The sequence below is a fragment of the uncultured Tateyamaria sp. genome (genome assembly GCF_947496075.1).
In the GTDB taxonomy this organism is placed as follows: domain Bacteria; phylum Pseudomonadota; class Alphaproteobacteria; order Rhodobacterales; family Rhodobacteraceae; genus Tateyamaria.
Genome location: NZ_CANMBJ010000009.1, coordinates 20,953 through 46,949, shown reverse-complemented (window position 1 = coordinate 46,949; position 25,997 = coordinate 20,953). Strand labels below are relative to the sequence as shown.

At 61.6% G+C, this 25,997-nt stretch carries 24 protein-coding genes; 5 read left to right on the top strand and 19 right to left on the bottom strand.

The genetic code is table 11. From position 1 onward, the window contains the following. Positions 1-2 precede the first annotated feature (2 nt). Complete coding sequence (gene bchO / locus Q1A51_RS23890) at positions 3-875, top strand: alpha/beta fold hydrolase BchO (RefSeq protein ID WP_299606391.1); 873 nt, start codon at positions 3-5, stop codon at positions 873-875. A 160-nt stretch (positions 876-1,035) separates the two neighbouring features. On the opposite strand, the gene Q1A51_RS23885 is transcribed toward bchO, so the two are convergent. Continuing rightward, positions 1,036-2,103: a ParB/RepB/Spo0J family partition protein gene (locus tag Q1A51_RS23885; RefSeq protein WP_299606388.1), complete on the bottom strand. Its 1,068-nt coding sequence runs from the start codon at positions 2,101-2,103 to the stop codon at positions 1,036-1,038. Continuing rightward, positions 2,100-3,404 carry an AAA family ATPase gene (locus Q1A51_RS23880; protein ID WP_299209906.1) on the bottom strand — a complete coding sequence of 435 codons (1,305 nt, stop codon included), beginning with the start codon at positions 3,402-3,404 and terminating at the stop codon, positions 2,100-2,102. Before Q1A51_RS23880 ends, Q1A51_RS23885 begins: the two co-directional genes overlap by 4 nt. Before the next feature lie 491 nt (positions 3,405-3,895). Here Q1A51_RS23880 and Q1A51_RS23875 point away from each other — a divergent pair, with 491 nt between their 5' ends. The 4 genes from Q1A51_RS23875 (at position 3,896) to Q1A51_RS24400 (ending at position 6,585) form a co-directional block, all read left to right on the top strand. Further along, a complete protein-coding gene (locus tag Q1A51_RS23875) occupies positions 3,896-4,579 on the top strand; it encodes a hypothetical protein (RefSeq protein ID WP_299606385.1) in 684 nt (227 codons plus the stop codon). Continuing rightward, the gene (locus tag Q1A51_RS23870) at positions 4,572-5,072 is read left to right on the top strand and encodes a DinB family protein (protein ID WP_299606384.1); all 501 of its coding nucleotides are present in this window, start codon (positions 4,572-4,574) and stop codon (positions 5,070-5,072) included. The genes Q1A51_RS23875 and Q1A51_RS23870 overlap by 8 nt, the downstream gene beginning before the upstream one ends. Positions 5,073-5,278: 206 nt before the next feature. Further along, positions 5,279-6,283 carry a hypothetical protein gene (locus Q1A51_RS23865; protein ID WP_299606382.1) on the top strand — a complete coding sequence of 335 codons (1,005 nt, stop codon included), beginning with the start codon at positions 5,279-5,281 and terminating at the stop codon, positions 6,281-6,283. Further along, positions 6,283-6,585, top strand: a complete 303-nt coding sequence (locus Q1A51_RS24400) for a transcriptional regulator (protein ID WP_366870367.1) — start codon at positions 6,283-6,285, stop codon at positions 6,583-6,585. Before Q1A51_RS23865 ends, Q1A51_RS24400 begins: the two co-directional genes overlap by 1 nt. 207 nt (positions 6,586-6,792) lie before the next feature. Here Q1A51_RS24400 and Q1A51_RS23860 read toward each other — a convergent pair whose 3' ends face one another. From Q1A51_RS23860 to bchF, 17 genes are all read right to left on the bottom strand, one after another. Beyond that, positions 6,793-7,335 carry a hypothetical protein gene (locus Q1A51_RS23860; protein WP_299606380.1) on the bottom strand — a complete coding sequence of 181 codons (543 nt, stop codon included), beginning with the start codon at positions 7,333-7,335 and terminating at the stop codon, positions 6,793-6,795. 277 nt (positions 7,336-7,612) lie between these two features. Next, complete coding sequence (locus Q1A51_RS23855) at positions 7,613-9,181, bottom strand: glucan biosynthesis protein G (RefSeq protein ID WP_299606379.1); 1,569 nt, start codon at positions 9,179-9,181, stop codon at positions 7,613-7,615. Between the two features lie 196 nt (positions 9,182-9,377). Further along, on the bottom strand, positions 9,378-9,827 hold the full coding sequence (locus tag Q1A51_RS23850) for a c-type cytochrome (RefSeq protein ID WP_299606378.1): 450 nt from the start codon (positions 9,825-9,827) through the stop codon (positions 9,378-9,380). 112 nt (positions 9,828-9,939) lie between these two features. After that, on the bottom strand, positions 9,940-11,154 hold the full coding sequence (hemA, locus tag Q1A51_RS23845) for a 5-aminolevulinate synthase (protein ID WP_299606376.1): 1,215 nt from the start codon (positions 11,152-11,154) through the stop codon (positions 9,940-9,942). Beyond that, a complete protein-coding gene (puhE, locus tag Q1A51_RS23840) occupies positions 11,144-11,953 on the bottom strand; it encodes a putative photosynthetic complex assembly protein PuhE (RefSeq protein WP_299606374.1) in 810 nt (269 codons plus the stop codon). Before puhE ends, hemA begins: the two co-directional genes overlap by 11 nt. A gap of 211 nt (positions 11,954-12,164) precedes the next feature. Beyond that, entirely contained in the window at positions 12,165-13,274 is a 1,110-nt protein-coding gene (acsF, locus tag Q1A51_RS23835; RefSeq protein ID WP_299606373.1) for a magnesium-protoporphyrin IX monomethyl ester (oxidative) cyclase, read from the bottom strand. Continuing rightward, positions 13,271-13,567, bottom strand: coding sequence for a hypothetical protein (locus Q1A51_RS23830; protein WP_299606370.1), 297 nt, complete (start codon positions 13,565-13,567; stop codon positions 13,271-13,273). The genes acsF and Q1A51_RS23830 overlap by 4 nt, the downstream gene beginning before the upstream one ends. Before the next feature lie 20 nt (positions 13,568-13,587). Beyond that, positions 13,588-14,055, bottom strand: coding sequence for a photosynthetic complex assembly protein PuhC (gene puhC, locus Q1A51_RS23825; RefSeq protein ID WP_299606367.1), 468 nt, complete (start codon positions 14,053-14,055; stop codon positions 13,588-13,590). 5 nt (positions 14,056-14,060) lie between these two features. After that, positions 14,061-14,693: a photosynthetic complex putative assembly protein PuhB gene (gene puhB / locus Q1A51_RS23820; RefSeq protein WP_299606364.1), complete on the bottom strand. Its 633-nt coding sequence runs from the start codon at positions 14,691-14,693 to the stop codon at positions 14,061-14,063. A 279-nt stretch (positions 14,694-14,972) separates the two neighbouring features. Beyond that, the gene (gene puhA, locus Q1A51_RS23815; RefSeq protein ID WP_299606362.1) at positions 14,973-15,743 is read right to left on the bottom strand and encodes a photosynthetic reaction center subunit H; all 771 of its coding nucleotides are present in this window, start codon (positions 15,741-15,743) and stop codon (positions 14,973-14,975) included. Positions 15,744-15,768: 25 nt separating this feature from the next. Continuing rightward, positions 15,769-17,193, bottom strand: coding sequence for a PucC family protein (locus tag Q1A51_RS23810; RefSeq protein WP_299606360.1), 1,425 nt, complete (start codon positions 17,191-17,193; stop codon positions 15,769-15,771). Next, positions 17,190-17,870, bottom strand: coding sequence for a magnesium protoporphyrin IX methyltransferase (gene bchM / locus Q1A51_RS23805; RefSeq protein ID WP_299606357.1), 681 nt, complete (start codon positions 17,868-17,870; stop codon positions 17,190-17,192). The genes Q1A51_RS23810 and bchM overlap by 4 nt, the downstream gene beginning before the upstream one ends. Next, complete coding sequence (gene bchL / locus Q1A51_RS23800; protein WP_299549648.1) at positions 17,870-18,769, bottom strand: ferredoxin:protochlorophyllide reductase (ATP-dependent) iron-sulfur ATP-binding protein; 900 nt, start codon at positions 18,767-18,769, stop codon at positions 17,870-17,872. The genes bchM and bchL overlap by 1 nt, the downstream gene beginning before the upstream one ends. 94 nt (positions 18,770-18,863) lie before the next feature. Further along, positions 18,864-22,421, bottom strand: coding sequence for a magnesium chelatase subunit H (locus Q1A51_RS23795; RefSeq protein WP_299606355.1), 3,558 nt, complete (start codon positions 22,419-22,421; stop codon positions 18,864-18,866). Further along, positions 22,411-23,964, bottom strand: coding sequence for a ferredoxin:protochlorophyllide reductase (ATP-dependent) subunit B (bchB, locus tag Q1A51_RS23790; protein ID WP_299606353.1), 1,554 nt, complete (start codon positions 23,962-23,964; stop codon positions 22,411-22,413). The genes Q1A51_RS23795 and bchB overlap by 11 nt, the downstream gene beginning before the upstream one ends. Then, positions 23,961-25,307, bottom strand: a complete 1,347-nt coding sequence (locus Q1A51_RS23785; RefSeq protein WP_299606350.1) for a ferredoxin:protochlorophyllide reductase (ATP-dependent) subunit N — start codon at positions 25,305-25,307, stop codon at positions 23,961-23,963. The genes bchB and Q1A51_RS23785 overlap by 4 nt, the downstream gene beginning before the upstream one ends. Continuing rightward, entirely contained in the window at positions 25,304-25,804 is a 501-nt protein-coding gene (gene bchF / locus Q1A51_RS23780) for a 2-vinyl bacteriochlorophyllide hydratase (RefSeq protein ID WP_299606347.1), read from the bottom strand. Before bchF ends, Q1A51_RS23785 begins: the two co-directional genes overlap by 4 nt. Between the last annotated feature and the right edge of the window lie 193 nt (positions 25,805-25,997).

The following is a 25,997-nucleotide window of genomic DNA, read 5'->3' as shown; positions in this document are numbered from 1 at the left end:
ACATGGACTGGGCGCAAATTCACACATGGCCCAATTCCGAACTGTCCCGGCGGGAACAAGGACCCGTGCATCGTTGGCATATCCAGGAAACAGGTGCGGGCAAAACACTGCTGATGCTGCACGGTGCCGGGGGATCGACCCACTCCTATGCCGACCTCATACCCATACTCGCACAGAGTCATCACATCGTCGCTCTGGACCTGCCAGGACAGGGATTCACCCAGCTTGGTGCACGACATCGCAGCGGACTTGAGCAGATGGCTGAAGACATTGCCAAACTGTGCGACCAAGAAGGCTGGATCCCCGATGTCATCATTGGCCATTCCGCGGGCGCAGCCGTTGCTTTGAGGCTCGCCGAAAGCGATCTGTCCCCGCGGGGACAAGCGCCCTTGGTCATTGGGATTAATGCCGCATTGGCACAGTTCACTGGTCTTGCTGGGCTTGTCTTTCCCATGATGGCCAAGGTGCTAGCAGCAGTGCCATTCACAGCATCCCTGTTTTCGGGCGCGTCCAATCGACCGGACCGGATCAAAGCGCTTATCAGTTCAACTGGTTCTCAACTGGACGCTGATGGCCTCGAGCTATATCGCCAATTGGTCGCCGACCGGAACCATGTGGATGGGACACTGTTGATGATGGCGCAATGGGCCTTGGATCCGTGTCTAGCCAGATTGCCAAACCACCCGTCGGCTGTGCACTTCATTGTCGGCGACAAGGACGCCACTGTGCCGCCCGAGGTGTCCGAAAAGGTGACATCCCGGATGCGCAACGCCACCCTGCATCGCTTTACCGAATTGGGTCATCTTGCTCATGAGGAAGATCCCGAAGGTTTTGCCCGGTTGATCAACGAAATCATCGAAAAAGAGTTGGGTTAATCGGATCTGTCCCCGCGGGGACAGTTGGCCGGCACCAACAAAAAAGCCCGCCGAATTGGCGGGCTTTCTGTTTTGTCCCCGCGGGGACAGGTGGGTTAACGCAGCGTACGCATCGTTGGGAAAACGGTTCCCTTTGTGTGTTTGTCCCCGCGGGGACAGATTACAGATCGAGCTGGTCGAGAAGGGCGCGCACTGCGGCTTCAAGCTTGCGGGGGTCGACCGATCCGAAGTCGCGGTTCATCTGCAATTCGATCTTGCCCTTGGCGCCGATGACCTTCACCGCACCCGCCTTGCGGTTCAGTTTGATCGTGGTCTTGGAGGAGGTCGAAGGTGCTGTTTGTTCGCTGACGGGCTTGGGGGCCACAACCTTGTTCAGAACGGCCAGTTCAGCAATCGCATCAGTGGGTTTCTGGTGTTCTAGTAGGACGTTCAGTTGTTGGACCGCGCGCGGTTGTTCTTCCAGCGCCTTGATCAGCTTCAGACCGAGGGCGCGGGGGATCGCTTCGGGGAACTGCAGGCGGGGTCCCAGTTTGTCCATCAAGAGACTGAAACTGCCTATGTAGTGACGTTTTTGCCGTCCCGCAGATGCAAAAAGAACGGCGATAGCATCGTTCAATTCAAGGTCCATTTGCCGGGCATAGCTGGCGGCAAGCTGGCCCATCTCGGCGAACGAAATATCTCGCCGCACCATGTTTTCGTCGACCATGCGGCGGTAGAGTTTTTCGAGTGCCTCGCCCTTGGCCACGAGGACGGCGGGGATGGAGGCGTATTTGTCGTCACCCGTTTCCTCGTAGAGAGATTTGTAGGCGCTAAGGCGGCGGAAGCCTTGGATCAGTTCGTAGCCGTCGCCGGTGTCTTCGACCTGGATCGGATTCGAGAGGCCGAGGTCGCGGATCGAGGTCTTTAACTCTTCAAGGTCTGGGTCGCGGTTTGTACTGCGGTCGCGGGTCAGTTTTTTCATCGCCACGTCCCCGAGGGGAACGCGGGCCACGATGGCTCCGTCCCTTTTTAGAGACATATATTCGTGTGCAAGGCGATCATTCTCGGCCCGGATTTCAGCCTCCGCCGTATGGCGTTCACTGAGCGCTGTAGCGTTTTCCGAGATCGCAGCGGCCATAGGGCCACGCCGCGTTTGCTCAGCGGCCGGGGCAGGGGTGTCTGGTGCAGTTTCGGGCCCGGGACCCGCGTCGGGTTCGAAGTCGATGTCGAATACGCGGCGTTTGCTCATGCCTCATCCTCCAATTGGTCCCAGGCTGTTCCCAGGTTGGTTTTGAATTCTTCATAGGCCCGGTCGAACGAGGCGCGGGCGCGGCGCCAGGTTTCGCGGGTCATATCGCGGTAGTCCATTTCGTAGATACTGCTGAGGAACCGCCCGGATTGTTCGACAGCGCGGGTCATTTCGATCGGGTGTTCGCAGACGCGATCGCCGAAGACTTTCTGGAACGCGCCCTGCATGGCACGATGGAGTTCATTGCCCGGTTCGTAGCGGGTGAGCAGGAAGCGAAGGTCAAGGAAGGTCTTGGGCAGGGTCATTGTCCCCGCGGGGACAAGGCCGTTGAAGCGGCTGAGATCTTCGAGCGCTTCGGAGAGCTGGCCGATGAAAGACGTGGTTGAGTCGTATTCCCAGTAGCCAGGGCCGGAGGGGATGTAGAGCACGTCAGCGGCAAAGACCGCGTTCATCGACTGGTAGCCGATGGCGGGCGGGCAATCGAAGAGGATGAGGTCGTAGGTGTCAGGCGCGATCTGGTCGAGGAAGCGCGAGACGGCGGCGAAGAAGGACCATTCGGGGTTGATGTGCCTGTACTGGGCGGAGGCAAATTCGACAAAGGCCGCGTTGGCGCAGCTGGGCACGATGTCGATGGTGGGCCAGTTCGTGGGCTTTATGAAATCGCTGGCGCGCAGGTCGTTGAGCCCCATGTCGGTAATGGCGGCGGGCAGTTTGCGCTGGGGCAGGGCGGTGCCTGATTCCGCGCCGCGCAGGGCGGAGTTCATACGGTCGGTCTCGTGCCCCAGATCGCGGGCCATGATGCCCCAGACGGTGTATTCCTCGGCAACGTCGCTGAGGCCCATGGAGTGGCTGAGCGTGGCTTGTGGGTCGAAGTCAACACACAGCACTCGGTAGCCGTCGAGAGCGGCGGCGTGAGCGAAGTGGAGGGCTGTTGTGGACTTGCCCGCGCCCCCTTTGAAATTGGCGATGGCGGCGCGGATCGCGCGCTTGTTCGCCGGGCGGTGGGGCATGAGCGATTTGCGGTTCACCTTGATGCGGCGGCGCAACTCGTTGATTTCTTCGAGCGTGTACCAGCGTTGGCGGCCGTCTTCTTCGACGATGCCCTGGGGCAGAGAGGGGTCAGCGCCGAGGCGACCGCGCAGGGTGGATTGGTTGGCCTTGAAGATGAGTTCCGCCACCTCCCAGCTTGAGAAGCGGCGAAGCGTTTTTTCGCTTTCGGGAGAGTAGGTTTGCTGGCGGATGAAGCCCTGCATTTTGAGGGATTGCGCCTGGAGTTGGGCGAGGTCTGTGTGCGTGAACATGCGCTGCCTGTACGTTTGTCCCCGCGGGGACAGGTGGTTTTTGGTCCCGTTGGGGACGCTAATTCTGCTCATTTCCAGATTTACGCTGATTTTGCGGAAAAAGCAAAAGGGGAATATGGTTGTCCCCGCGGGGACAGATCGGGCGTTGCGTCATGGATGCAGGGGCAATGGTTGTGATTCTGTGATGGACGCGACCGCTGTGTTGACCGACCAGATTTGGGGGGACAGTTTTTTGCTTTCCACCATCTATTGGGTGACAAAAGGGTTGGAATAGGGGACAAACAGGATGTCCCCCAATACCGTTTAAACCTGTTTTTCTTTTGAAATGGGTTTGGGTCTGACAGGTTATCCACATCTGCCCTTGACAGAATCGCAGCTTCGGACGCAAATCAGGAGCAGAGACGGAAAAGCGGCCAGAACCGCGGGGAAACCCACCGTTGGCAGGTGTTGTTCGGGGCAGTCCGGACCATTCAAAGAAAATGAGGGCAGTGATGCAAACGCTGAGGCCGGTGGGCCGGGGCGCGTCTGCGCGCAAATACGATATTCTGACAGCCTTGGGTGCCTTTGCTTTGGCGCAGGGCAAGCATGAGCAGCGGCGGGTGCTGCGCCTGATGACGCTCATCACGGCGCGCTACAATTGGGCTCGTGACGAGCTGGCCGTGGGGCAGCGCGAGATTGCGCGGCTGTGGTCTGTGGACGAGCGCACGGTGAAGCGCGAGATGGCGTTGTTGCGTGCGCGGGGCTGGTTGGTCGTGAAGCGGCAGGGTGCGCGGGGCCGTGTGTCTGAGCATGGCTTGGATCTGGAGCGCATGTTGCTGGATACGGAGGCGTATTGGGCGGCCGTGGGGCCGGATTTCGAGTTGCGTATGGGGGCTGCGGAGGAGGAGGCGCCGAAGGTGGTGTCTTTGCCGGTGAAAGGGGCCGTGGCTGCGCCGGATGTGTCGAAGGGGACGGAGTGGGCGCTGGCGCAGGCGGTGCTGCATGCGGAGGATGCCGGCGTGTACGCGTCGTGGATTGCCGGGCTGGAGCGGGTTGAGCGGGCAGGGGGGCGGTTGACCCTGCGGGCGCCGTCGCGCTTTCACGGGGCTTATGTCCAGACGCATCTGGAGCGGCGGGTTTTGGCGGCGTGTCGCGAAGTGGATGGCGATGTGAGCGAGGTGCGGATCGTTGTCTGAGTTTGTAGAGCATCTGCGTCTGATGGCGCGGTACAACGCCTGGCAGAACGGATCGCTTGTTGCGGCGGCAGATACGTTGAGTGATGTCGAACGGTGGCTGGATCGGGGGGCATTTTTCGGCTCTATTGCAGCCACTTTCAATCATGTGCTGTGGGATGATGCGCTGTGGTTGGCCCGCATTACAGGGGAGACGCGGCCGGAGTTGAGCGTGCCTGTGTCTTTGGAGGCGCCGCGGGATTGGGCGGCGTTCAAAGTGTTGCGAACCGAGCGGGATGCGGAGGTGACGGCGTGGGCCGAAGGTCTCGCATCATCCGATCTGGAGGGTGTGATTGCGTGGTATCCCGGGGGAGGGGACGTGCGCGTTGAGAAACCGGCGGCGGTGTGTTTTGCGCATCTGTTCAATCACCAGACCCATCATCGTGGGCAGATTCATGGAATGTTGACGGCGGCCGGCGCGCGTCCTGAGCCGACCGACTTGCCGATGTTGGGGTAGGGGGCGCATCAGGATGCGCCTTACGGTTAGGGGCTCTGCCCCCGGCGCTGCGCGCCTCCCCCGTCGTATTTCTGGTCAGAAGAAACTGAGTTGGGTCGGTTGCGCAAGCGGTCATTGAACCAACGATTCTCAAAAATCGTTTGACAAGGTGCTCTGAATCGCAGAGTGACTCTGCTTTACAGAGTAATTGAACCTGTGAGGTTGCGATGAAAACCCTGAACATCACGAATGGCGATGGTGCCGCGAACACCATCAAGCAAAGCATTGTGACCGGCGACGTTTTGCCGTGGCGTGATCCCATGCATCATGGTCCGTTTCCGGCAAAGCTGTCCCTCTCCGAACTGGGGAATCTCCGCGCAGAATACCTCGCTGGTCCTGATGCTGACGCAACAGATGTCAAACGCGATTTTCAACTCAGGGACCGACATCTGAACGCCGCGCCAAGCTACGACAAGGTGACGTTATGGTTCGAGCATGACCTGCTCGACCAACTTCAAATTCTGCAAATCCTCGATTGGTTCTCGCGCGCGCCTATGGACGACATCAGGCTGGACATGATCTGCATCGATCGGTTTGCCGAAAAGCCGGATTTCAAGGGGATTGGACAGCTGAATGCGGACCAGATGGCATCGCTTGTCCCGTTGCAGCAACCGGTGACCGAGACAATGCTCAAACTGGCAGCCGCGGGTTGGGCGGCATTTCGGTCCAGTGATCCAAATGACCTATTGGCGTTTCTGGACAATGATCTGCGCGAACTGTCCTTTTTAGCGGCCGCACTCCAGCGTCATTTTGAAGAATTCCCGAACGCGGTAACCGGATTGACCCGGACAGAGACGCAAGTGCTGAGTTTGATGGGCCAAAATGTCAGCAACCCAAAGAGACTGTTCTTGCAGAACATGGACATGGAAACCGCACTCTTCATCGGGGATTGGCCAACGTACCAAATCATAGGCTCCCTATGTGCGGCTGGCCTTGCGGCGTGTGAACCATCCCCGTTTCGCTTTCCTTCGTTCACATCAGAAGCGCCACCAACATTTGACGACCAGCGCGTGAGCCTCACGGAGGTGGGGCGTAGGGTTTTGAACGGAGAGGAAGATGCATTTGGTCTGATGAGGCGTGACGGCTGGCTGGGTGGCGTTGAAGTCACATCGTCTGATACAGTCTGGACCTGGAACAAGGGCGCCGCGCAATTCGCGCGCCGGACAGTCTGATGCAGTCGGTTCCACCGGCCCCCGATGCGATCTTCCATCAACCGGTCAGAACGCGGCTATGCTTACTTCTGTACGTAGGGGAACCAAGCTTTTCTCAGTTGAAGGTGTCGCTTTCCATCACGGATGGGAATCTTGATGCCCACCTGAAAAAACTTGGCGGTGCCGGGTACTTGCACAGCCGAATGGTGCTCGAGGGGCGGCCGCATACGGTCTATCGCCTCTCGGAAAGCGGAGCGGCGGCGTTTCGTAAGTACATCGATGTCATGAGGGAGATCTGCAAGTCTGCGACGCCACAGAGCTGAGCTGATGGATTTGCCGATGTTGGGCTCTGCCATCAGTTTCCGTCCAGAACACGTCCGTTGAAAGGTGGGGTGCTCACGATTCAGGTTTGCGGAGAAGCACCTGAACCGCATGCGTCTTGCCATTGAAGTTTTTGCGGTTTTTTGGGTGGTGGTCGCGCTCTTCTCAACGGTTACATCGTTCAGCGCCTGACCGCTCTTTTGAGCCCCTTATTGGATCAGGATCAATCGGACGGATGCCCCTGCCTGACGGAATGCGTTGTTCGCCTTGTTGGCTGCAATAAAGGCGATGCGGTCGGGCGTCTCACTTCGCCAAGCCTGAATTGCACGAGACGACAGCCCCTGACCAGCTTCGGCATTTGTGATCGCGTCGTACCGCTGCACCCACGGCTGAGCCAGTGCAAAGCCTTGCTCGGGTGTCATGCCGATCACCGAGATCAGGCAAACATGTTCTTTGCGACCGCCGTTTACGGGCCGCTCGCCCACTTGTACGCGCACCTGACGGCTTGGGTCGTCCAGCTCGTTGCCGTTTTCGAAGCGCTCTGCGGTTTCTGAAAATCCTGCCCGTTGCAGCGCGTCAGCTGCTCCGGTCACATTCGGGAAAGTGCGGCCACAAATGTCGACCGCCTGTGCGGCGATAGAGAGGGTGGTCTGAGCGACGGCGGTGTCACTAATCTTGCCTGCGGGTGGTGGTGTCACACAGGCCGCGAGACCTATGGCTGCTATCGCAATGATACAAAGATTTTTGCGCACGTCATTTCCTTTCGATTTCAACCAGATGGCCAGTTTCCTGAGCGCTGGATTGTCGGCGGCAAATTGTGAGCTTTTGAACCTTAGTTCAACTCTACTTAAGCGATTACCGCCCTTCTTTTTGACGTGTGCGATGTCTGCCACGCTTTCAGAACCTGTTCTGTTTCCAAGCGCGGATGACAACCGGCCCTGCGGGGGCGGTTTGTTTGGCGAAATGAAGGGGGATTAGGAGAATGCCATTTTGCCGTACTCGGGATCGCAAATGGTGCGCGGGCGCACCTTAGGTGGGTGCGACCTCCCGCAGCCATTGGAAGACCCATGTTTCCGAGAGCCGTTGTGTGTCATCGGCGACGTGGGCGGTGAGTTCGATCAGGTCGTGATCCTGCCCGTCGATGTCGATGAACAGGCGCCAGGTTGGGACCGCCGCACCTGTGACCTTGTGCAGGACCATGCCGTCGATCTCTCCGGCGGAGTGAGTGATGATCGGGGACACGTCAGCGTCTTCGGGCATGGACCCGAGCGCGCCGCCCTGAAAATCCACCACGAATTTTCGCAGGTTGGGGTTGTCCAGCGGAACGCCCGACGGGCCGCCGATGCCGGCGAGCGTGCCTTGCACCCAGGCTAGATCGCCTGAGGGGGGCAGGTCGCCCCAGTGCATGCGGTAGCTGTAGGTGCGGCTTTCCCCGGCTTGCGGTGCGGTCTTGGGCACCCAGAAGGCGACGATGTTGTCGTCGATCTCAAGCTCTGCCGGGATTTCAACGAGGCGCACGGTGCCCGGTCCCCAATCGTTCAGGGGTTCGATCATCACGGAGGGGCGGTCGTGGTAACGCGCGCCTGCGTCCTGGTAGTCCTCATAGGTGCGGTCGCGCTGGATCAGGCCGAACTGGGCCATGTTCGGTTCGTTGAAATAGGAGCTGGACACGCGGGGCGGGTTGTTGAGCGGGCGCATGATCACGTTGCCGTCCTTGCGGATGATCTTGAGCGCTTCGCTGTCGTGGACCTGGCGGCGGAAGTCGTCGAAATCCCGTTCGGAGTGTTCGGCGAAATAGAACATCGAGGTGAGGGGGCCGAGGCCGAGTTGCGGGACCGCTTCGCGGAAGAACAGCGTTGCTTCGACGTCCATGGTGGTGTCGTCGCCGGGTGTGATCGTGAACTTGTAGGCCCCGGTGACCGAGGCGCTGTCGAGGGCTGCGTAGACTGTCAGCGACGTGTCCGCTGTCTTGGGCTTTTCCAGCCAGAATTCGGAGAAGCGGGGGAACTCCTCGGGACCGTTCAGCCATGTGTTGATGGCGAGGCCGCGGGCCGAGAGGCCATAGCTGTTGCCGCGGCCCAGGGCGCGGAAATAACTGGCACCGAGAAAGGTCACCACCTCGTCAAACTTGTCGGCTGTGTTCAGCGGGTGGGTCAGCTTAAGGCCGGCGATGCCTGACAGTTCCGCGTGGTCTGGCACGCGCGTGCCCACATCGTTGCGATATTCGAAATCGTCGGTCGAGAAAATGAGCGGGCGGGCGGTGCCATCCGTGACTTCGTGGATTTGCACCGGTTCTTTGAACAGCCAGCCGGGATGGAAGGATGAGACATGGAAGGGCAGGGGGGTGTCGGACCACCGCGCGGCTTCCGGCCGGAAATAGATGTTGCGGTAATCGTCATAGGTCAGGTTCTGGAGGAAATTGTCCAACGGCGGGGGCGGCGTGTCAGGTTCTTGCGCCCGCGCCTGCATCCGGTTCTTGAGCCATTCGAAGGAAAACGCTTGCCCTGTGGCTTGACCGAGCACTGTTCGTGGCAGGGCGACGCCTGCCAGAAGCGTGGCAAGGGCGCTGCGGCGCGTCATGGGGGCTGTGAGGGCCATTGTTGTCCTCTGGTTCGGTGTTCAATGCGCAGACAGATGCAAAGTCCGTGCGGTGGCGTCCAGTCCCTTGTCGTCACTTTTGGCCAGCGGGCATTCACATCACCGCCATTGCCCAGCCCAATCGGCGGGAATGCGCCACATGTACAAAAGGCCGCCGGGGGTCCGACGGCCTTTTTTGACTGTATCAGGGTTCGGCTTAGCTGCCGCCGTCAGCCTGCAGAGAGGCGAGGTAGGCGTAGAGGTTCACGGCGTCCTCTTCCTTGCGAACCTTGTAGGTCATCTTGCTGCGACCCTTGTCGCCGGTGACCTCACGCAAGTAGGCCGTAGGGTCCTGGGCATAGGCCACGAACACTTCCTCGGTGATCACGAGGCCTTCCATCTCGGCTGCGAGCTGGTTGATGTCAGAGTAGCGGAAGCCTTCGACCATGCCGAACTGGCCGCCTGCGATCCCGTAGAGGTTCGGGCCGGTCTTGGCGTTGCGGCCTGCGAGTGTATCGCCTGCTTCGTTCTGGACGACGTGGCACGAGATGCATTGGCGGAATGCCTTTTCCCCTTCGGCGACGTCGCCGGAGGCTGCGTGGCCGTCAGCAAATGCGGGCACGGCCAGCGTGGCAGTTGTGGCTGCGATGGCAAGTGTGCGGAACATGTGAATCTCCTTCCAAAGTTCTTCGCAAGAACGTAGCGGCTTCGTGATCAAGTCAACAGTAACTTTGACTTGATCCACGGATCGGCGGGAAATGTAGGCGGGTTTTCCCCTGTCAGGCGACGGCGTGGGCAATAGCGCACTGTTTCCATAGGTCTTTTAGCGCCATGACGAGGTGTTCGATGTCCTCGGTGCTGTGCAGGGGAGAGGGGGTGAACCGCAGCCGTTCGGTGCCCTTGGGCACGGTGGGGTAATTGATCGGCTGTACGTAGATCCCGTAGCGCTGCATCAGGTAGTCCGACAGCATCCGGCATTTGACCGGGTCCTTGATCATCACCGGGATGATGTGGCTGGGGTTGTCCATATGGGGGATCCCCTCCTGGTCCAGCCGTTTGCGCAGGTAGGCGACGCGTTTGCGTTGTTCGATGCGTTCCTGGTCCGATTGCTTGAGGTGGCGGATGGACGTACGCGCCGCTGATGCGACGGCAGGCGGCAGGGCGGTTGTGAAGATGAAGCCGCTTGAGAACGAGCGGATGAAGTCGCACATCGCATCTGAGCCGGTGATGTAGCCGCCCACCACGCCGTAGGCCTTGCCAAGTGTGCCCTCGATCAGGGTGATGCGGTTGGCCAGCCCTTCCTGTTCCGAGATGCCGCCGCCGCGCGGGCCGTAGAGGCCCACGGCGTGCACTTCGTCCAGATACGTCATGGCGCCGTGCTTTTCGGCCACTTCGACGATTTCCTGCATGGGGCAGATGTCGCCGTCCATGGAGTAGACGGATTCGAAGGCGACGATCTTGGGGGCGTTGGCGGGCAGGGACGCCAGCTTGCGGTCGAGGTCTTCGGGATCGTTGTGTTTCCAGATCACCTTGTTGGCCCGTGAGTGGCGGATGCCTTCGATCATGGAGGCGTGGTTCAGTTCGTCCGACAGGATCACTGCGTCGGGCAGGCGACTGCCCAGTGTCGAGAGGGCAGCCCAATTCGACACGTAGCCCGAGGTGAACAGGAGCGCGCTTTCCTTGCCGTGCAGGTCAGCCAGTTCCGCTTCGAGCAGCTTGTGCGCGTGGTTCGTGCCCGAGATGTTGCGCGTGCCCCCTGCGCCTGCGCCGTAGAGGTCCACCGCGTCTTTCATCGCCTTGGTGACGCTTTCGTGCTGGCCCATGCCGAGGTAGTCGTTTGAACACCACACCGTCACTTCATCGGGGGCTTCAGGGTCGTGGCACTTGGCCTTGGGAAAGGCTCCGGCCTTCCGTTCCAGTTCCGCGAAAATGCGATAGTTCCCCTCGTCCTTCAGCGCGTCGATTTGGCTTTGGAACAATACATCAAAGTCCATGATGTCCCCCTTGTGGTGTCGAGTTCTTGGTTGGTTTGGGCGCAGGCAGCATCCAGCGCCAGAGCCGTTCGTCGGGGATGGGTAGGACCATCACCCAGTGTTCGAGGGCCGCGAGGGCCGTGAGTGCTGTCAGCAGGGCAAAGCCCGTGACTGCACCAGTCGTTTCGGCGGCGTAGAGCCGTTCGAGCCAGCAGGCGGCAGCGAATGTCAGGGCCGTGACCGAGATCGGGAAGAGCCAGTTCATGCCTGCCGTGCGGAAGTGGCTGGGCAGGTGGGCGAGTGCTTCGGGCAGAAAATCCACGTGGATGCGGGGCACGCCGAGAAAGAGATTCAGCTTGGCTGAGACGCGGGCGAAGAAGAGCACGGCGAAGGTGTAGAAGGCGAACGGATTGGGGGCGTGCCAGAGTACGAGGCCCATGCCGACCAGCGCCGCGGTCAACAGCATCTCGTGATAGGCGACGGTACCCCAGGCACGGATGAACCGTTCCCATTCCGCCTTGTGCGGGGGCAGTGGCATGCGGTTGGGGCCGGTGATGACGCCCGTCAGGAAGGCCAGTTCGATCCAGCCCCAGAGGGCGAGGGCCGACAGGAACGCCACATAGGTGCCCAGAATGTCCGTTTGCGTCATGGACCAGTAGGTTCCGTAAGCACCAAGGGCCACGAGGGGCAGGGCGGCGATAGTCGTGGCGCGCCGTGCCCTTTCGCCGGAACGGTCGGCGTATTTGACCGCCATCAGGATGGTGCCGGTGGAGAACCACCAGATGAACAGGGCGATGAGGGCGGCGATCCAGGGGGTCATTCACGTGCCCCCAATGTGATGAGGGCGGCGCCCGAGCCTGGGTGGGCGCACCCGGCAATAATGCGGTGTGAGGCGTCGGATTTCCGTAGAACCTGGGTTCGGTGCATGACATTGCCCATGCGCCCTCCCGGGGGGAGGGTCGGGCGCGGCCCGGCTTGAAGCCGGGCGCAACAGTTCCACCGGAACGCCGTCTTATGTCGACCGACGTGGTTCAATACGCTGGCTCCAAGCGGGTTGACGCAGGCACAACGTGCTTTTTCGCCGGGATCGTGTAGAGCGCCACGAAGGCCGCTGCGGCCCGCAGCTGTGCGCCGATCTTTTTCAGCCCCTTCGCCTCTGCCATGTCGACATTGGCCTTTTGCAGCTTCTCAAGCTGGCGCTGCCAGCGGGGGTGGTCGATGTCGAGCGTGATGGGGAAGATCTGTTCCGACAGTTTCGAGGTCTTGGTGAACACCTCGTGCGCGTACCAGTCAGGCTCGACCCCAAGGGCCTTGTGGAAGGCGGGGCGCTGGTGGTCGCGCACGTACATGGTGGCATAGACCGCTGTCAGGAAGAACTTGATCCAGTAGACATTCAGGCCGCGTGTCAGTTTCGGGTCCGTCTTCATCAGCAGGGCAAAGGCCTCGCCATGCGAAAACTCGTCATTGCACCACTCTTCGAACCACTTGAAGATCGGGTGGAAGCGGTGTTCCGGGTTGGCCTGCAGGTGCCGGAAGATCGTGATGTAACGGGCATAGCCGATCTTTTCCGACAGGTAGGTGGCGTAGTAGATGAACTTGGGCCGGAAGTAGGTGTATTTCTTCTTCTGTGTGAGGAACCCGAGGTTCACGCGCAAGCCAGCCTCACGCAGGGCATCATTGATGAAGCCCGCGTGCCGCGCCTCGTCCCGTGCCATGAGTTGGAACAGCTGGGTGATGTCCTCGTTGTTGCCGCGCCGCTTCATCTCTTTGTAGAGCACGCAGCCCGAAAACTCGGCTGTGCAGGAGCTGATCAAGAAGTCGATGAATTCCTTTTTCAGCTCCGGTTCCATCCCGTCCCAATCGACGGTGTCCCAGTCTTCGTTTTTCTTGAAGTGGCCCTTGTTCGGGTCGGATTCCATTTGCGCAATCAGCTTGTCCCAATCTTCGCGCACCGGGGACACGTCGATTGCGTCCATTTCGTCAAAGTCGGTGGTGTAGAAGCGCGGTGTCAGCAGGGTGTTCTGCATGGCCGTTTCGGTGGCGAATTCGGACGTGAATTGTTCGTCCTGCGCTTGGGCGATGGCCAGACCTTCCTCGACCGAAGTGGCGTCGGCGGTGTGTTTGCTGTGTCGAACATTCATAGCGTCACCTCTTCGGAGAAGGAGAATTCGCAGAGTTCCATGACTTCGAGATCGCCCGTCAGGCGGGTCCAGAGCCGTTCGAGGGCGGAGGCGCGGACAATCACGGCCTCGCGGTCTTCGGTGACGATTTCACCGAAAGGGGCCATGATTTCGGGGCCCTGCACTTGCACCTCGTCGCCGGGATAGATCACGGCACCGTTGTTGAACCGCACATGCGCGTGCAGGCTTTCGAATTTGTGGCTGATTTCGACTGTGCACGGGGCACGTTCAATGTCCTTTGTCAGTAGTCCCATGAGGTGGCTTCCTTTCTGGGTCAGGGTTTGCTCAGCAACCTGGCGAAGGTGCGGAGATTGTCGGCGCCAAAGCCCATCAGCTCGGCGCTCCAGTTGGTTTCGGGGTCGTAGAGGGACAGGCGGTTGCCGTCGCGCAGGCGCAGCAGCACCGGGGCGGCGGGGTCTGCACCGATCTTGCCCCGTTCGCGCGCGATCACGCGTTCGATGCCGGCGACAAAGCCGCCCTTGTCCGATGGGAAATCCGCCAGAACCGTGCCGTGTGCATCAAGCACGCGGGCGGCCCCCGACGCGTCGCCGGATAGGAAGATCGCGCGTTCCGCGATGATTTCTGTTTGCGGCGGTGTGCTTTCGAGAGGTCGGTCCGTGAGGGTGGCAATTGTGACCAGTGAAAGGACAATGAGCAGCAGGGCGAGGACCGCGCGGATCAGGATGCGCGGGACAAGTTCGTCCTCCTTGGCGTGGATGCGGGGGCTGTCGGCGTGTGACATGGCGCTTACTCCGCCGCGACGGCGCCGCCGGGGGCAACGCGCGTGACTTGGGGTGTTGTGATCCGTGCTTCGGCCGCGTCGGCGAGGATGCGGGCGACATTTTCGGCATCGGGGATGCAGCGCAGGGCGGGCTGCGTGCTGCCGAACCGCCAAGGCCGCGCATGGGGCCAGAGGACGAGGTAGCTGATTTTGGTCTGACCTGTGGTGTCGAGCGCGATGGTGCCCGTGCCGTTCTTGCGCAGATCAAGGGCGGCATTGCCCAGTTCGCGGTAGGGCAGGTTGATCGTGAGTGTCAGGGCCGCCCCGATCCGCATCGCGATCCGCGACGTGGTGATCGTATACATGGTCGCCCGCGCCTGGATCAGCGCGATGGCATAGAGCAGGCCGCAAACCACCAGCCCGAGGATCGCGACAGGCAGGGTCGCCCCGATCGCTTGTCCGATCGGCAACAGGTCGACGACCGATATGAACCGCCATGCGGCGAGGATGGCGAAGTAGCCGATGATCCAGTTCAGGTTCAGCGCCTCGCGGGCGAGCGCGAGGGTGTTGGGCCTGCCTTGCCACAGGATCTGTTCGCCCTCGGGCGGGCGTTCGGGGAGCCCTTCGATAGGCTCGACGGCGAAATCATCATGGGACATGGCGCACGTTCCCTTTCTTGGTTTCGGGGGTCTTGCATTTGAACTGGTATGCCCGGGGTTCAGCCCCGGGCCGCGCCCGACCCTCCCCCCGGGAGGGCGCATGGGTTATGTCACGCATCGAACTCGCGAACGCCTTGCAGCAGTCAGAGTGTCTAGAAATCATGTCGAGAGCGCCCACCCAGGGTCGGGCGCGTCCCTTGTCGCTTGATTGCAATCGCGCACGCGCCAGCCGCCGGGGTGCCCCGGGGCCTTGCCAGGATATGGCGCGCGCCTGTTGCATCAGAGCTTGGGCTCTTGCCGACTGCTGTCGGCATAGAGGACACCGCCGCCGTAGTAGCCGCAGATCTTTTCCTCTTCGAGCATGGTCACCTGCGTGGCGCTTGTGTGCTGTGGCACGGTGGCAAAGTGCTTGCCATAGAGCGTGCGCACGACAACCCGGTCGGATTTGATCCGCGCCAGTGTCAGCGGAACCAGACGATTGCCCGTGCCCCATTTGGCGTCCAGCGTGTATTCGAGATAGCGCACAAGCTGCTCGGGCTCGTCGATCCACATGTCGACCACCTTGCCCACAACCTCGCCGTCCCCGGACATCAGCGGCAGCCCGCGCGGGTCGCGGCCCGTGGCGAAGCGGAAGCTGTCATTGGCCGACATCGGGATGATCTTGGGGTGGCCATGGCCATCAAGCTCGGGCACGTCGCGGCGCGGGGCCCAGCTGGCCGGACCAACGCCATCGAGCATCGGATCGCCCGTGGGCTCAAGCGGGTAACCATTGCCTGGGCCGGTGCGCTTCATGGGAATGTCGGCGCGTTCGGGCGTTTGGCCCGACGGAACGGTCACGGTGCCACGCCCGTGAGGCAGTTCAAAGCTCTTGTCCTCAGGCAGGGGGAATAGGCCGGAATTGGACGAGGCGTTGCCTTCGTCGTCTTCCAGTGGATAACCCTCGCGCATGTTCTCGCGTTGGATCCAGATGATCAGCCCGGCAAAGAAGATGTAGAACAACCAGAGCGCCAGCGACGCGAGGTCGAATTCGCCAAAGAATGTTGCGGTCATGACAGATGTCCTTTCCTGGAGAAGGTCATGTGGGGAAATCCGCGAGGCCCAGGCGGCCCGCGTCCTTCCGTTCGGTGAGGGGACCCGAAGTGCGCACAAGCGGTCCCAGGATGACGAGAGTGACGAAGAGAAGGCCAATCTCTAGGTGATAGACGAAAGAGTATCCGGTGGTGGGTGTGGCGAGGCCTTCGCCCCAGGCCCCGGACATTGCGATGGCGCCGATCCAGTCGCGCAGCGTGCCGCCAAGTGCGATGGCAACGCCTGCCGCAGTAGCTTGGGCTGCGCCCCATGCGCCGAGGGCCAGGCCGCGCCCAGCGACCCCCTTGGCGGGCATGGCCATGGCGGCTGTGAGGGTTGAGACGGCAAAGAGCCCGCCACCGAAGCCGATCAGCGTGGCGCCTGCGTAAAACAGGAGGTTCGCTTGCATGGGGGCGGCGAAGATCACGAGGCTGAAGGCCCAGATGCCCGCGAGGATGCCTGCCCCGGCCAAACGGTAGGAGTTTGACCCTTTTGCAAGCCGACGACCCGCCCAGATGAAGCCCGTCAGCGCGCCTGCCGCCCAGAGCGCCGTCAGGATTGTCGTGGCCGACACCGACAGCCCGAGGATTTCGCCGCCATAGGGTTCGAGCAGCACGTCCTGCATGTTGAAAGCCATGGTGCCGACAAAGACGCAGGCCAGAAGTCGCCCGGCTTTGCCGCCGGCGGCGTAATCTGTCCACGCCTCGCGGAACAGCGGGCGTGGTGCTTCGCGCTGTGCCCGGGTCATCGGGTTCACGCTTTCCTGTTTCCAGAGAGCGATGAAGGTGAGGACGGCGCCGACGACGGCGGAGCCCTGCACCACGCGGATCAGTGTCAAGCTGCTGTAATTGTTTAGCAAACCACCGATGATCAGGGCGGAGATGCCCATGCCCACAAGGAACATGACATAAAGCATCGCCACGACACGGGGGCGGGTTTCGTCTGTCGCCCGGTCGCTGGCGAGGGCCAGTCCGGCGGTCTGGGTCATGTGGATACCAAGGCCCGTCATCAGGAAGGCGAGGCCCGCCAGCACTTCGCCCGCGAAGGGGATGTCGTGCACCGTGTCGCCCGACAGGACAAGCAGGGCAAAGGGCATGATGGCGAGGCCGCCGAACTGCCAGAGCGCGCCGAACCAGATATAGGGGATGCGTTTCCACCCGATGGCGGAGCGGTACGTGTCGGAGCGGAAGCCCAGCAGCGCCCGGAAGGGGGCCGAGAGCACGGGCAGCGCGATCATGACCGCCACGATCATGGCGGGCACCGACAATTCCACGATCATCACGCGGTTGAGTGTACCGAGCAGCATGACCGAGGCCATGCCGACCGACACCTGGAACAGCGAAAGGCGCAGAAGCTGGCCCATCGGCAGGTCATCTGACGCCGCATCGGCAAAAGGCAGTGCCTTGAGCGAGAGATGCTTGAGCGCACTCATGGCCGCAGCTCCATCGCTTCGGAGATGTAGAAGCCGCTGGTGATCCGGTCGACCGGGCGCAGCATACGGCGGACTCCCGCGGATTTGGCAGCGCTCATGAGTTTCGGATGCGCGTGCGGGATCATCAAGGGCGAGCGGTCTGAGCGAGGGAAGGCCTTGCCCGCGTACCACATCGCCATCAACGCAGGTGTGCGAGGCGCGACCGTAAAGACGATGGGCCCGCTCACGCGCGGCTCAAGTGCTGCAAGTGCCGCGCCAATGTCGGAGGCCGTGTAGTAAATCAGGCTGTCCATCGCGATGACGGCATCAAACTGGCCCAATTTCGGGTCCAGCATATCGCCGGTATGGAAGGTCACTTGGTTTTGCAGATCATGGGGCAGGCGCAGTTGGGCGATATCGATCAGTTGGGGCGAGATATCGGCGGCGACCACGGTGGCCCCGCGTTCCGCCAGTGCGATGGTTGCCACGCCGGGGCCGCATCCGGCATCCAGAATACGTGCCCCACGCAGGTCATCGGGCAGGCGGCTCAATATCAGATCCCGCATCCGATCCCGACCCGCGCGCACGGTTTCCCGAATGCGCGACACAGGCGCGTCCGAGGTCAGACGCTCCCATGTCTTGGTCGCCGTGCGGTCGAAATAGTCTTCGACCCGGGCGCGGGTTGAGCCGTAGTCCATCAATCGAATCCGAGCAGTTCAAAGATATCGCGGTCTTCCATGGGAGCGGGGGCCAGCCCCTCGGTCCCGTTCCAGAGGGTTTCGGCGAGGCGGATGTATTCGGCGCGGCAGCGCACGATGTCTTCCTCGTCGTCCATCTCGAACAGGGTCTTTTTCTTCAGGCGGCTGCGCCGAATGGCATCCACATCGGGCATATGCGCGATGCGGTTGAAGCCGACGGTGTCGCAGTAGCGGTCCACCTCGTTTGTCTCGCGCGAGCGGTTGGCGATGCAGCCTGCTAGCCGCACCTTGTAGTTTTTCGACTTCGCCTGCACCGCCGCGATGATGCGGTTCATGGCGTAGATGCTGTCGAAATCGTTGGCGGTCACGATCAGCGCCCGGTCGGCATGTTGGAGCGGGGCGGCAAAGCCACCGCAGACCACGTCACCCAGCACGTCAAAGATCACGACGTCGGTTTCTTCGAGCAGATGGTGCTGCTTCAGCAGTTTCACGGTCTGGCCGACCACATAACCGCCGCACCCGGTGCCCGCAGGCGGCCCGCCGGCCTCGACGCATTTCACGCCATTGTAGCCTTCGGTCACAAAGTCCTCGGGGCGCAGTTCTTCGGGGTGGAAGTCGACCTCTTTGAGGATGTCGATCACAGTTGGTTGCAGGTGTCCGGTCAGGGTAAAGGTGCTGTCATGCTTGGGGTCACACCCGATCTGCAGCACGCGCTTGCCCAGATTGGAAAAGGCGGCCGACAGGTTGGACGATGTGGTCGATTTGCCGATCCCGCCCTTGCCGTAGACGGAGAAGACCTTGGCTCCGGTGATCTGTGCATCGGCGTCCTGGTGCACCTGCACCGATCCTTCGCCGTCTTGGCCACGCAGGACGGGTGGGTTTCTGTCGAGTGGGCTCATGCGCCCCTCCTTTCGAATGGGGAAAGATCCCCTGCTTCATCTTGCGAAATAAACTTCCGCCGGAGGCTCCCGCGGTATGTGTCCGTGTAAAGAGTCATTCGGCTGCGATCCCTTCGAGCTTGTCCTCAAGCGCATCGGCGGCATCCTGGAGCGCGGCCAGCGTTTCGGCATCGGGTGCCCAATAATCGCGGTCGGATGCTTCCAGCAGGCGGTTTGCCATGCGGGACGAGGCGGTGGGGTTCAGATCGGCCATGCGCTGCCGCATCTCTTCGTCCAGAACGAAGGTTTCCGAGATGCGCTGGTACACCCAGTCGTCCACTTGTCCGGTGGTGGCGGACCAGCCGACGGTGTTTGTGATATGCGCCTCGATCTGCCGCACACCTTCGGCGCCGTGTTTCAGCAGCCCTTCGAAAAACTTGGGGTTCAGTGCGCGGCTGCGGGTTTCGAGCGCCACTTGATCCTTGAGCGTGCGCACGGTCGCGTTGCCGCGAGTCTGGTCGCCGATATAGACCGATGCCTCGGACCCCCGCGCGCGTTTCACCGCGCGGGCGATGCCGCCCAGAGTGTCGAAATAGTGGTCGACCGTGGTGACACCCAATTCGACGGATTCGAGGTTTTGGTAGGCGACTTCCACATCCGCGAGCGCCTTTTGCAGGAGCGCGGGGTTGGCGGCGGATTTGCCATCGACGCCGTAAGCAAAGCTTTTGCGCGTCTCATAGGCGTCGGCCAACTCGTCCTCGTCCCCGAAAGCCGAGCTGTCGACCAGTTGGTTCACGTTCGAGCCATAGGCCCCTTCGGCATTCGAGAAGACGCGCAGGGCCGCGGTGGCGAGATCCACGCCCTGCGCCTCTGCATAGGCCAGCGCGTGGGCGCGGATGTAGTTTTGCTCCAGCGGCTCGTCGGCTTTGGCGCATTTCAATGCCGCTTCGGCCAGCATGCGGGTTTGCAGGGGCAACAGGTCGCGGAAAATGCCCGACAGTGTCATGATCACGTCGATGCGGGGACGGCCGAGGTCCGTGAGTGGGATCAGGTCGGCCCCGGCAAGACGGCCAAAGCTGTCGAAGCGCGGGGTGCAGCCCATGAGGGCGAGGGCCTGCGCGATGGGGCCGCCGTCGGATTTGATGTTGTCGGACCCCCACAGCACCAGTGCGATCGAGCGGGGCAGGGTCGGGTGCGTGTCCAAGAGCAGTTGCGCCTGTTTCATCCCGTCGCGGCAGGCGAAAGCCGTGGGCATGCGGAACGGATCAAAGGCGTGGATATTGCGGCCCGTGGGCAGAATGTCGGTCGAGCGGATGAGGTCACCGCCGGGCACTGGTTTGATGTAACGCGCATCAAGCGCAGCCATCAGGGCGCTGAGTTCAGTTTCGTTCTGCAGCAGGGCGTCCACACGTGCGCGGGCATCTTCATCCGCGTGGGGCATGAGGTTGAGGTATTCCTCGCGCGCGGTATCGCTGAGCGGCTGGCCGACCACGTGCAGACCTTCGGGGATCAGCGCGTCTTCGGTTTCGAGCAGTTTCAGCCAGAGCGCTTCCGCGGGCGTGCCGCCCATGTCCACGGCCTCGGCCTGTTCAGCGATCAGCTCTTCCAACTCGGGTCGCGCGGGGTCGTCGCCTTCCATCTCGCGCCAGCGGCAGAGGCTGTCTTTCAGTTCAGCCAGCCCTTTGTAGAGACCGGATTGCGCAAGTGGTGGCGTCAAGTGCGTGATCGTCACCGCGTTGGACCGGCGTTTGGCCAGTGACGCCTCCGACGGGTTGTTGGCCGCATAGAGGTAGATGTTCGGCATCTCGCCGATCAGCCGGTCGGGCCAGTCACGTGCGCCCATGCCCGCTTGTTTGCCGGGCATGAATTCCAGCGCGCCATGCATGCCGAAATGCAGCACCGCATCGGCTTGATAGGTGTTGCGCAGCCAGAGATAGAAGGTGGTGAAGGCATGGGTCGGAGCAAAGCCTTCTTCGAACAGCAACCGCATCGGGTCGCCCTCGTAGCCAAAGGCGGGTTGGACCCCGACAAAGACGTTGCCCATCTCCTTACCCAGGACGAACACACCGCGCCCGTCGGATTGGATGCGGCCCGGGGCAGGTCCCCAGACGGCTTCTATGGCGTGAAGCGGCGGCGTGGTGCGAACGATGGTGTCGGCATCCACATGGGCGGCGACATTCGCCTCCTGACCGTACTGCGCGGCGTTGCCTTGCAAGACTTGGGCGCGCAAGGCGTCCACGCTTTTTGGCAGATCGACCGTGTAGCCGCGCGCTTGCATGGCTTTCAACGTGTTGAAAAGGCTTTCGAAAACAGAAAGATACGCAGCTGTTCCCACGGCACCCGCATTGGGTGGGAAACCAAAGAGGACGACGGCGACCTTCTTCTCGGCATTCTTTTTTCGACGCAGGCGACCGAGGCGCAGGGTTTTTTCGGCCAGGCTGTCGATGCGTTCGACGCAAGGCACCATCGCCTTCGGTTCGCCTGCCTGACAGGTATGGGTGCAGCCATTGCACCCTTCGGGGCCAAGCCGCCCGCCAAAGACGGTGGGGCAAGTGGCCCCGTCCAACTCGGGGAGAGCCACGAGCATTGTTGTTTCGATGGGGCCGAGACCGCCCGTGCTGCCTGCCCACTGGCCGAGCGTCTGAAATTCCAACGCGTGGGCGGCAAGGTATGGGACATCCAATTCGGACAACACGTCGATGGCTGCCTCATTGTCGTTGTAGGCGGGGCCGCCCACCAGCGAAAAACCGGTCAGGGAGACAAGCGCGTCCACCTGACCTTTGAAATAGACGTCGATGGCAGAGCGGGCGTCCAGCCCTCCGGCAAAGGCGGGCAGAACGCGCATGCCTCGGGCCTCAAACGCGCGAATGACGCCGTCGTAATGTGCCGTGTCGCCCGCCAGTACGTAGGAGCGGAGCATGACGATGCCCACGGTCATCTCCGCCCCTTTGGGACCGGGGATATCAGCGGCATCAGTGGTGATGCGCTGCGGCAGATCGGGGTGATAGAGGCCTGTGTCGGGGTAGTCGATGGGCAGGGCCGCTTCGGGCCCGTTCGCCCAATCGGCAGAGGTCGCGTAGCGGTTCAGCAGGAACTGGATCATCGCCCGCACATTGTCGTCGGAGCCACCGAGCCAGTACTGCATGACCAAGAACCAGGCGCGCAGGTCCTGCGCCTTGCCGGGGATGAATTTGAGGATCTTGGGCAGGCGGCGCAGCATCTGCATCTTCTTCGCGCCGTCCTCGGTCGAGGGTTTGGAGGAGCCACGCAACCGCTTCATCAACTTGCCCATGGTCGAGGGCGGGGCCTGCATGTCGAGCGTGCCCATGCGGGTCAACTTGACCACTTCGGCATCGGCTATGACCCCGACCATCGCGTCACAGGTGTCTCGGCGCGCTTTCAGCGCAGGCAGGATTCGGGCCACATGTTCTTCGAGGAACAGGAGGTTCGAGATGATGATGTCGCCATTCATCACGGCCTCTTCGGCGGCTTCGAAGGCCTCGGGAGATTCGCCCCATTCGGCGGCGGCATGTATTTGCAGATCAAGGCCCGGGTAGTCCGACACCAGTGCATCCATGGCCCTTCGGGCCGGGCCGGCGGCATGGCTGTCCAACGTGATGATCACCACGCGGTAGCCGGGCATGCGCCCGTTTATGTGCGTATCATCGCGCATAATGGGCCTTTGCTTCATAGAGTGTGTCGACGGAGATTTCAGCGACACCACGTTCGTTGGCGAATATCTCGGTGTTGCGGCGGGCCTTGCCGCGTACGAAGAACGGAATCTTCTTCAACTCTTTCTCGGCATCAGCCAGCCAGATCACGGATCCTTCATTCATCTTGCCAGATAAACTTCGGGGGGAAGCCGCAGGCTGGGGGGCTGGCCCCCCTGCATCGGTTGGGCTTGGCGCATGGCCGCCATGATGCGAGGGACCGGCGGCATCGTGGAATTCAAAATCCTCACGGAACATGTGCAAAAGGTGCTCCTCCAGCCCCATGACCAGCGGGTGGACCCAGGTGTCGAAGATGACGTTCGCGCCTTCGATCCCCATCTGGGGGGAGTAGCGGGCGGGAAAGTCCTGCACATGGACCGGGGCAGAGATCACGGCACAGGGGATGCCAAGCCGCTTGCCGATGTGGCGTTCCATCTGGGTGCCGAGGATCATTTCGGGTTGTAGCGCTTCGATCACGCGCTCGACTTCCAGGTAGTCGTCGGTGATGGTCGCTTCGATCCCCATTTCGCGGGCCTTGGCGCGGACAGAACGGGCCATTTCGCGGTTGTAGCAGCCCATGCCTACGACCTCGAACCCCATCTCGTCCTGCGCGATACGGGCGGCGGCGAGCACGTGGGTGCCGTCGCCAAACAGGAAGACACGCTTGCCGGTCAGATACGTGCTGTCGACGGATTTTGAGTACCAGGGCAGGCGCAAGCGCGAGGTGTCGAGATAGGCATCCTTGCCCGTGATCGTGGCGACTTCTTCGATGAAGTCGCGGGTTGCGCCAACACCGATAGGCACCGCTTTGGTGTAGGGCTGACCGAGTTCGCGTTCCATCCAGCGGGCAGCGCTTTCGGCCGTTTCGGGATACATCAGGACGTTAAAATGTGCCGCACCCATGCGGGCGATATCGGCGGGTGAGGACGTCATTGGGGCCACGACATTCACGCTGATCCCCATGTCCGAGAGAAGTGCAGTCACCTCTTGAATGTCATCGCGATGGCGGAAGCCGAGGGCTGTGGGGCCGATCAGGTTGGCAGTGACCTGTTTGGTCCGCTCCATGGGTTTCGCCAGCGTTTTTACGATCTGGAAGAACGTCTCGTCCGCGCCGAAGTTTTCCTTGCGCTGGTAGCTGGGCAAATCGAGCGGGATGGTCGGGACGGGCAGGCCCATGGTTTCTGCCATGCCGCCGGGGTCGTCCTGAATCAATTCGGCGGTGCAGGAGGCGCCCACGATGATGGCCTGCGGCTTGAACCGGTCATAGGCGTCTTGGGCCGCTTGCTTGAACAGGTTGGCCGTGTCGGCGCCAAGATCGCGGGCCTGGAATGTCGTGTACGTGACGGGCGGGCGGTGGTCGCGCCGTTCGATCATCGTAAAGAGGAGGTCGGCATAGGTGTCGCCCTGTGGCGCGTGCAGGACGTAGTGCAAGTCGCGCATACCGGTGGCAACGCGCATGGCGCCGACATGGGGCGGGCCCTCATATGTCCAGACGGTGAGCTTCATTGTGGTTGTGCGTGGGGGCCAGCCCCCACACCCCCGCGGTTTTCTTGGCGAAATGAAGAGGGATCGTTTTCCAGTTTTAGGAGGTCTGCGCGGCGGATCGGGCGGGAGAAGAGGCCCGCGAGGTCGCCTGCCTGTTCGTAGAAGTGGACAGGTGTGAAGACGAGTTCGATGGCCCATTTGGTGGCGAGACCTTCGGCCTCTAGCGGGTTGGCGAGGCCGAGGCCGCAGACCGTGAGGTCGGGTTTGGCCGCCTTGGCGCGGTCGAGCTGCAGGTCGACGTCTTGGCCTTCGGAGAGTGTTGGCCCTTCGGCCAGCAGGTCGAGGTCTGGGCCAACGATGCCTTTGTGGATGAAGGGTGCGCCGACTTCGATGGCGTCCATCCCGCATTCGCGGGTGAGGAAGCGGGCCAGCGGGATTTCGAGCTGGCTGTCGGGGAAGAAGAAGATGGATTTGCCGTTCAACGCCTCGGCCGCTTGCGCGATGGCCTTGCGAGCGCGGGCGCGGGGAGCTGCTGTGACCTGCTCGAACAGGTCGGGAGAGACGCCGAATTCCGTGGCGATGGCGGCGAGCCATTGGGTGGTACCCTCTTCGCCGAAGGGGAAGGGTGCGGGCAGGTGCCGCGCACCGCGGCGGGTGAGGGCGTCGTGCGTGTCGCCGAGGAATGGTTGTGCGAGGGCGTAGACCGTGTTTGCCCCGATCCCGAGGTCGCTGTCAGCGCGCGGGGCTGGCAGGACCTTGATCGGGCCGATGCCCATGGCTTCGAGAAGGCCGATGGCCTGTTCCTCAACCACGTCGGGCAGGGCGCCGACCAGCAGCAGTTGCCGCTCGTCTGTTTTGGGAAGGACGGGCACCATGGAAGCGAGGCAGGCATCCTCGCCTTGCGTGAACGTCGTTTCGATGCCCGAGCCGGAGAAGTTCAGCACCCGGACGGACGGGGCATGGCGTTGTGTCATGCGCTCCGCCGCTTTGGCGAGATCCAGCTTGATCACTTCGGAGGGGCAGGAGCCGACAAGGAAGAGTTGCTTGATGTCGGGGCGGCGGGTGAGCAGTTCATCCACGACTTTGTCGAGCTCATCCTGTGCATCGGCTAGACCGGCGAGGTCGGTTTCTTCGAGGATCGCGGTGCCGAAGCGCGGTTCGGCGAAGATCATGACGCCTGCTGCCGATTGCAGCAGGTGGGCGCAGGTGCGGCTGCCGATCACCAGAAAGAACGCGTCCTGCATTTTGCGGTGCAGCCAGATGATTCCCGTCAGACCGCAAAACACCTCGCGTTGACCGCGCTGTTTGAGAATCGGTGTCTCGCGGCAGCCACCTGCCGATGGGAGGCGGGGAAGCTCGGTCATGCCGGTGCCTCCTGCATTGCAGATGCCTGCAATCGGGCAGCGCGCAACTTGAGCACGAACTGGGCGGCGTTGATGACGTAGGCACCGTAGGCGGCGAGGGCGAGCCACATCAGCGGGACGGGTTCCAGGGTACCGGAGAACAGCGCCCAGAGATAGGCCGTATGCAAGGCGATCACGAGGAAGGAAAACACGTCTTCCCAGAAAAAGGCAGGGGCGAGAAGATATTGGCCGAAAACGACTTTTTCCCAGATCGCACCCGTGATCATGATCAGGTAAAGCACGCCCGTCTTGATGACGATGGACCATGTGGCGGCGGCGTATCCTTCCCCTGTAGACAGGTAGCGGATGACAAGCGTCAGGGAGATCAGGAACACCGCGAATTGGAGGGGTGCGAGAATGCCCTGAACCGGGGTCCAGATGGTGGCATCCCGACGCGCGCGTTCCTCGGCTGTATAGAGCCCGACCGGTGCTGCATGTGGGGGTGTCCGAATGGACATTGTGTTGCGCCTCTCCCTTTGCGTCACGGGTTCAGCGTATCGGGTGGGAGGGAAAAGTGTCAATTATAACTTACACTCTGACTGTCATCTTGGCGCACAGTTTTTAATCGCTGCAACCTGTATGGGTGTGAAAAAGCCCCGCTTTTCTGAATTAAGCTGCGCTGCTCAGAGGCGCGCATAGGTCTGTGACATC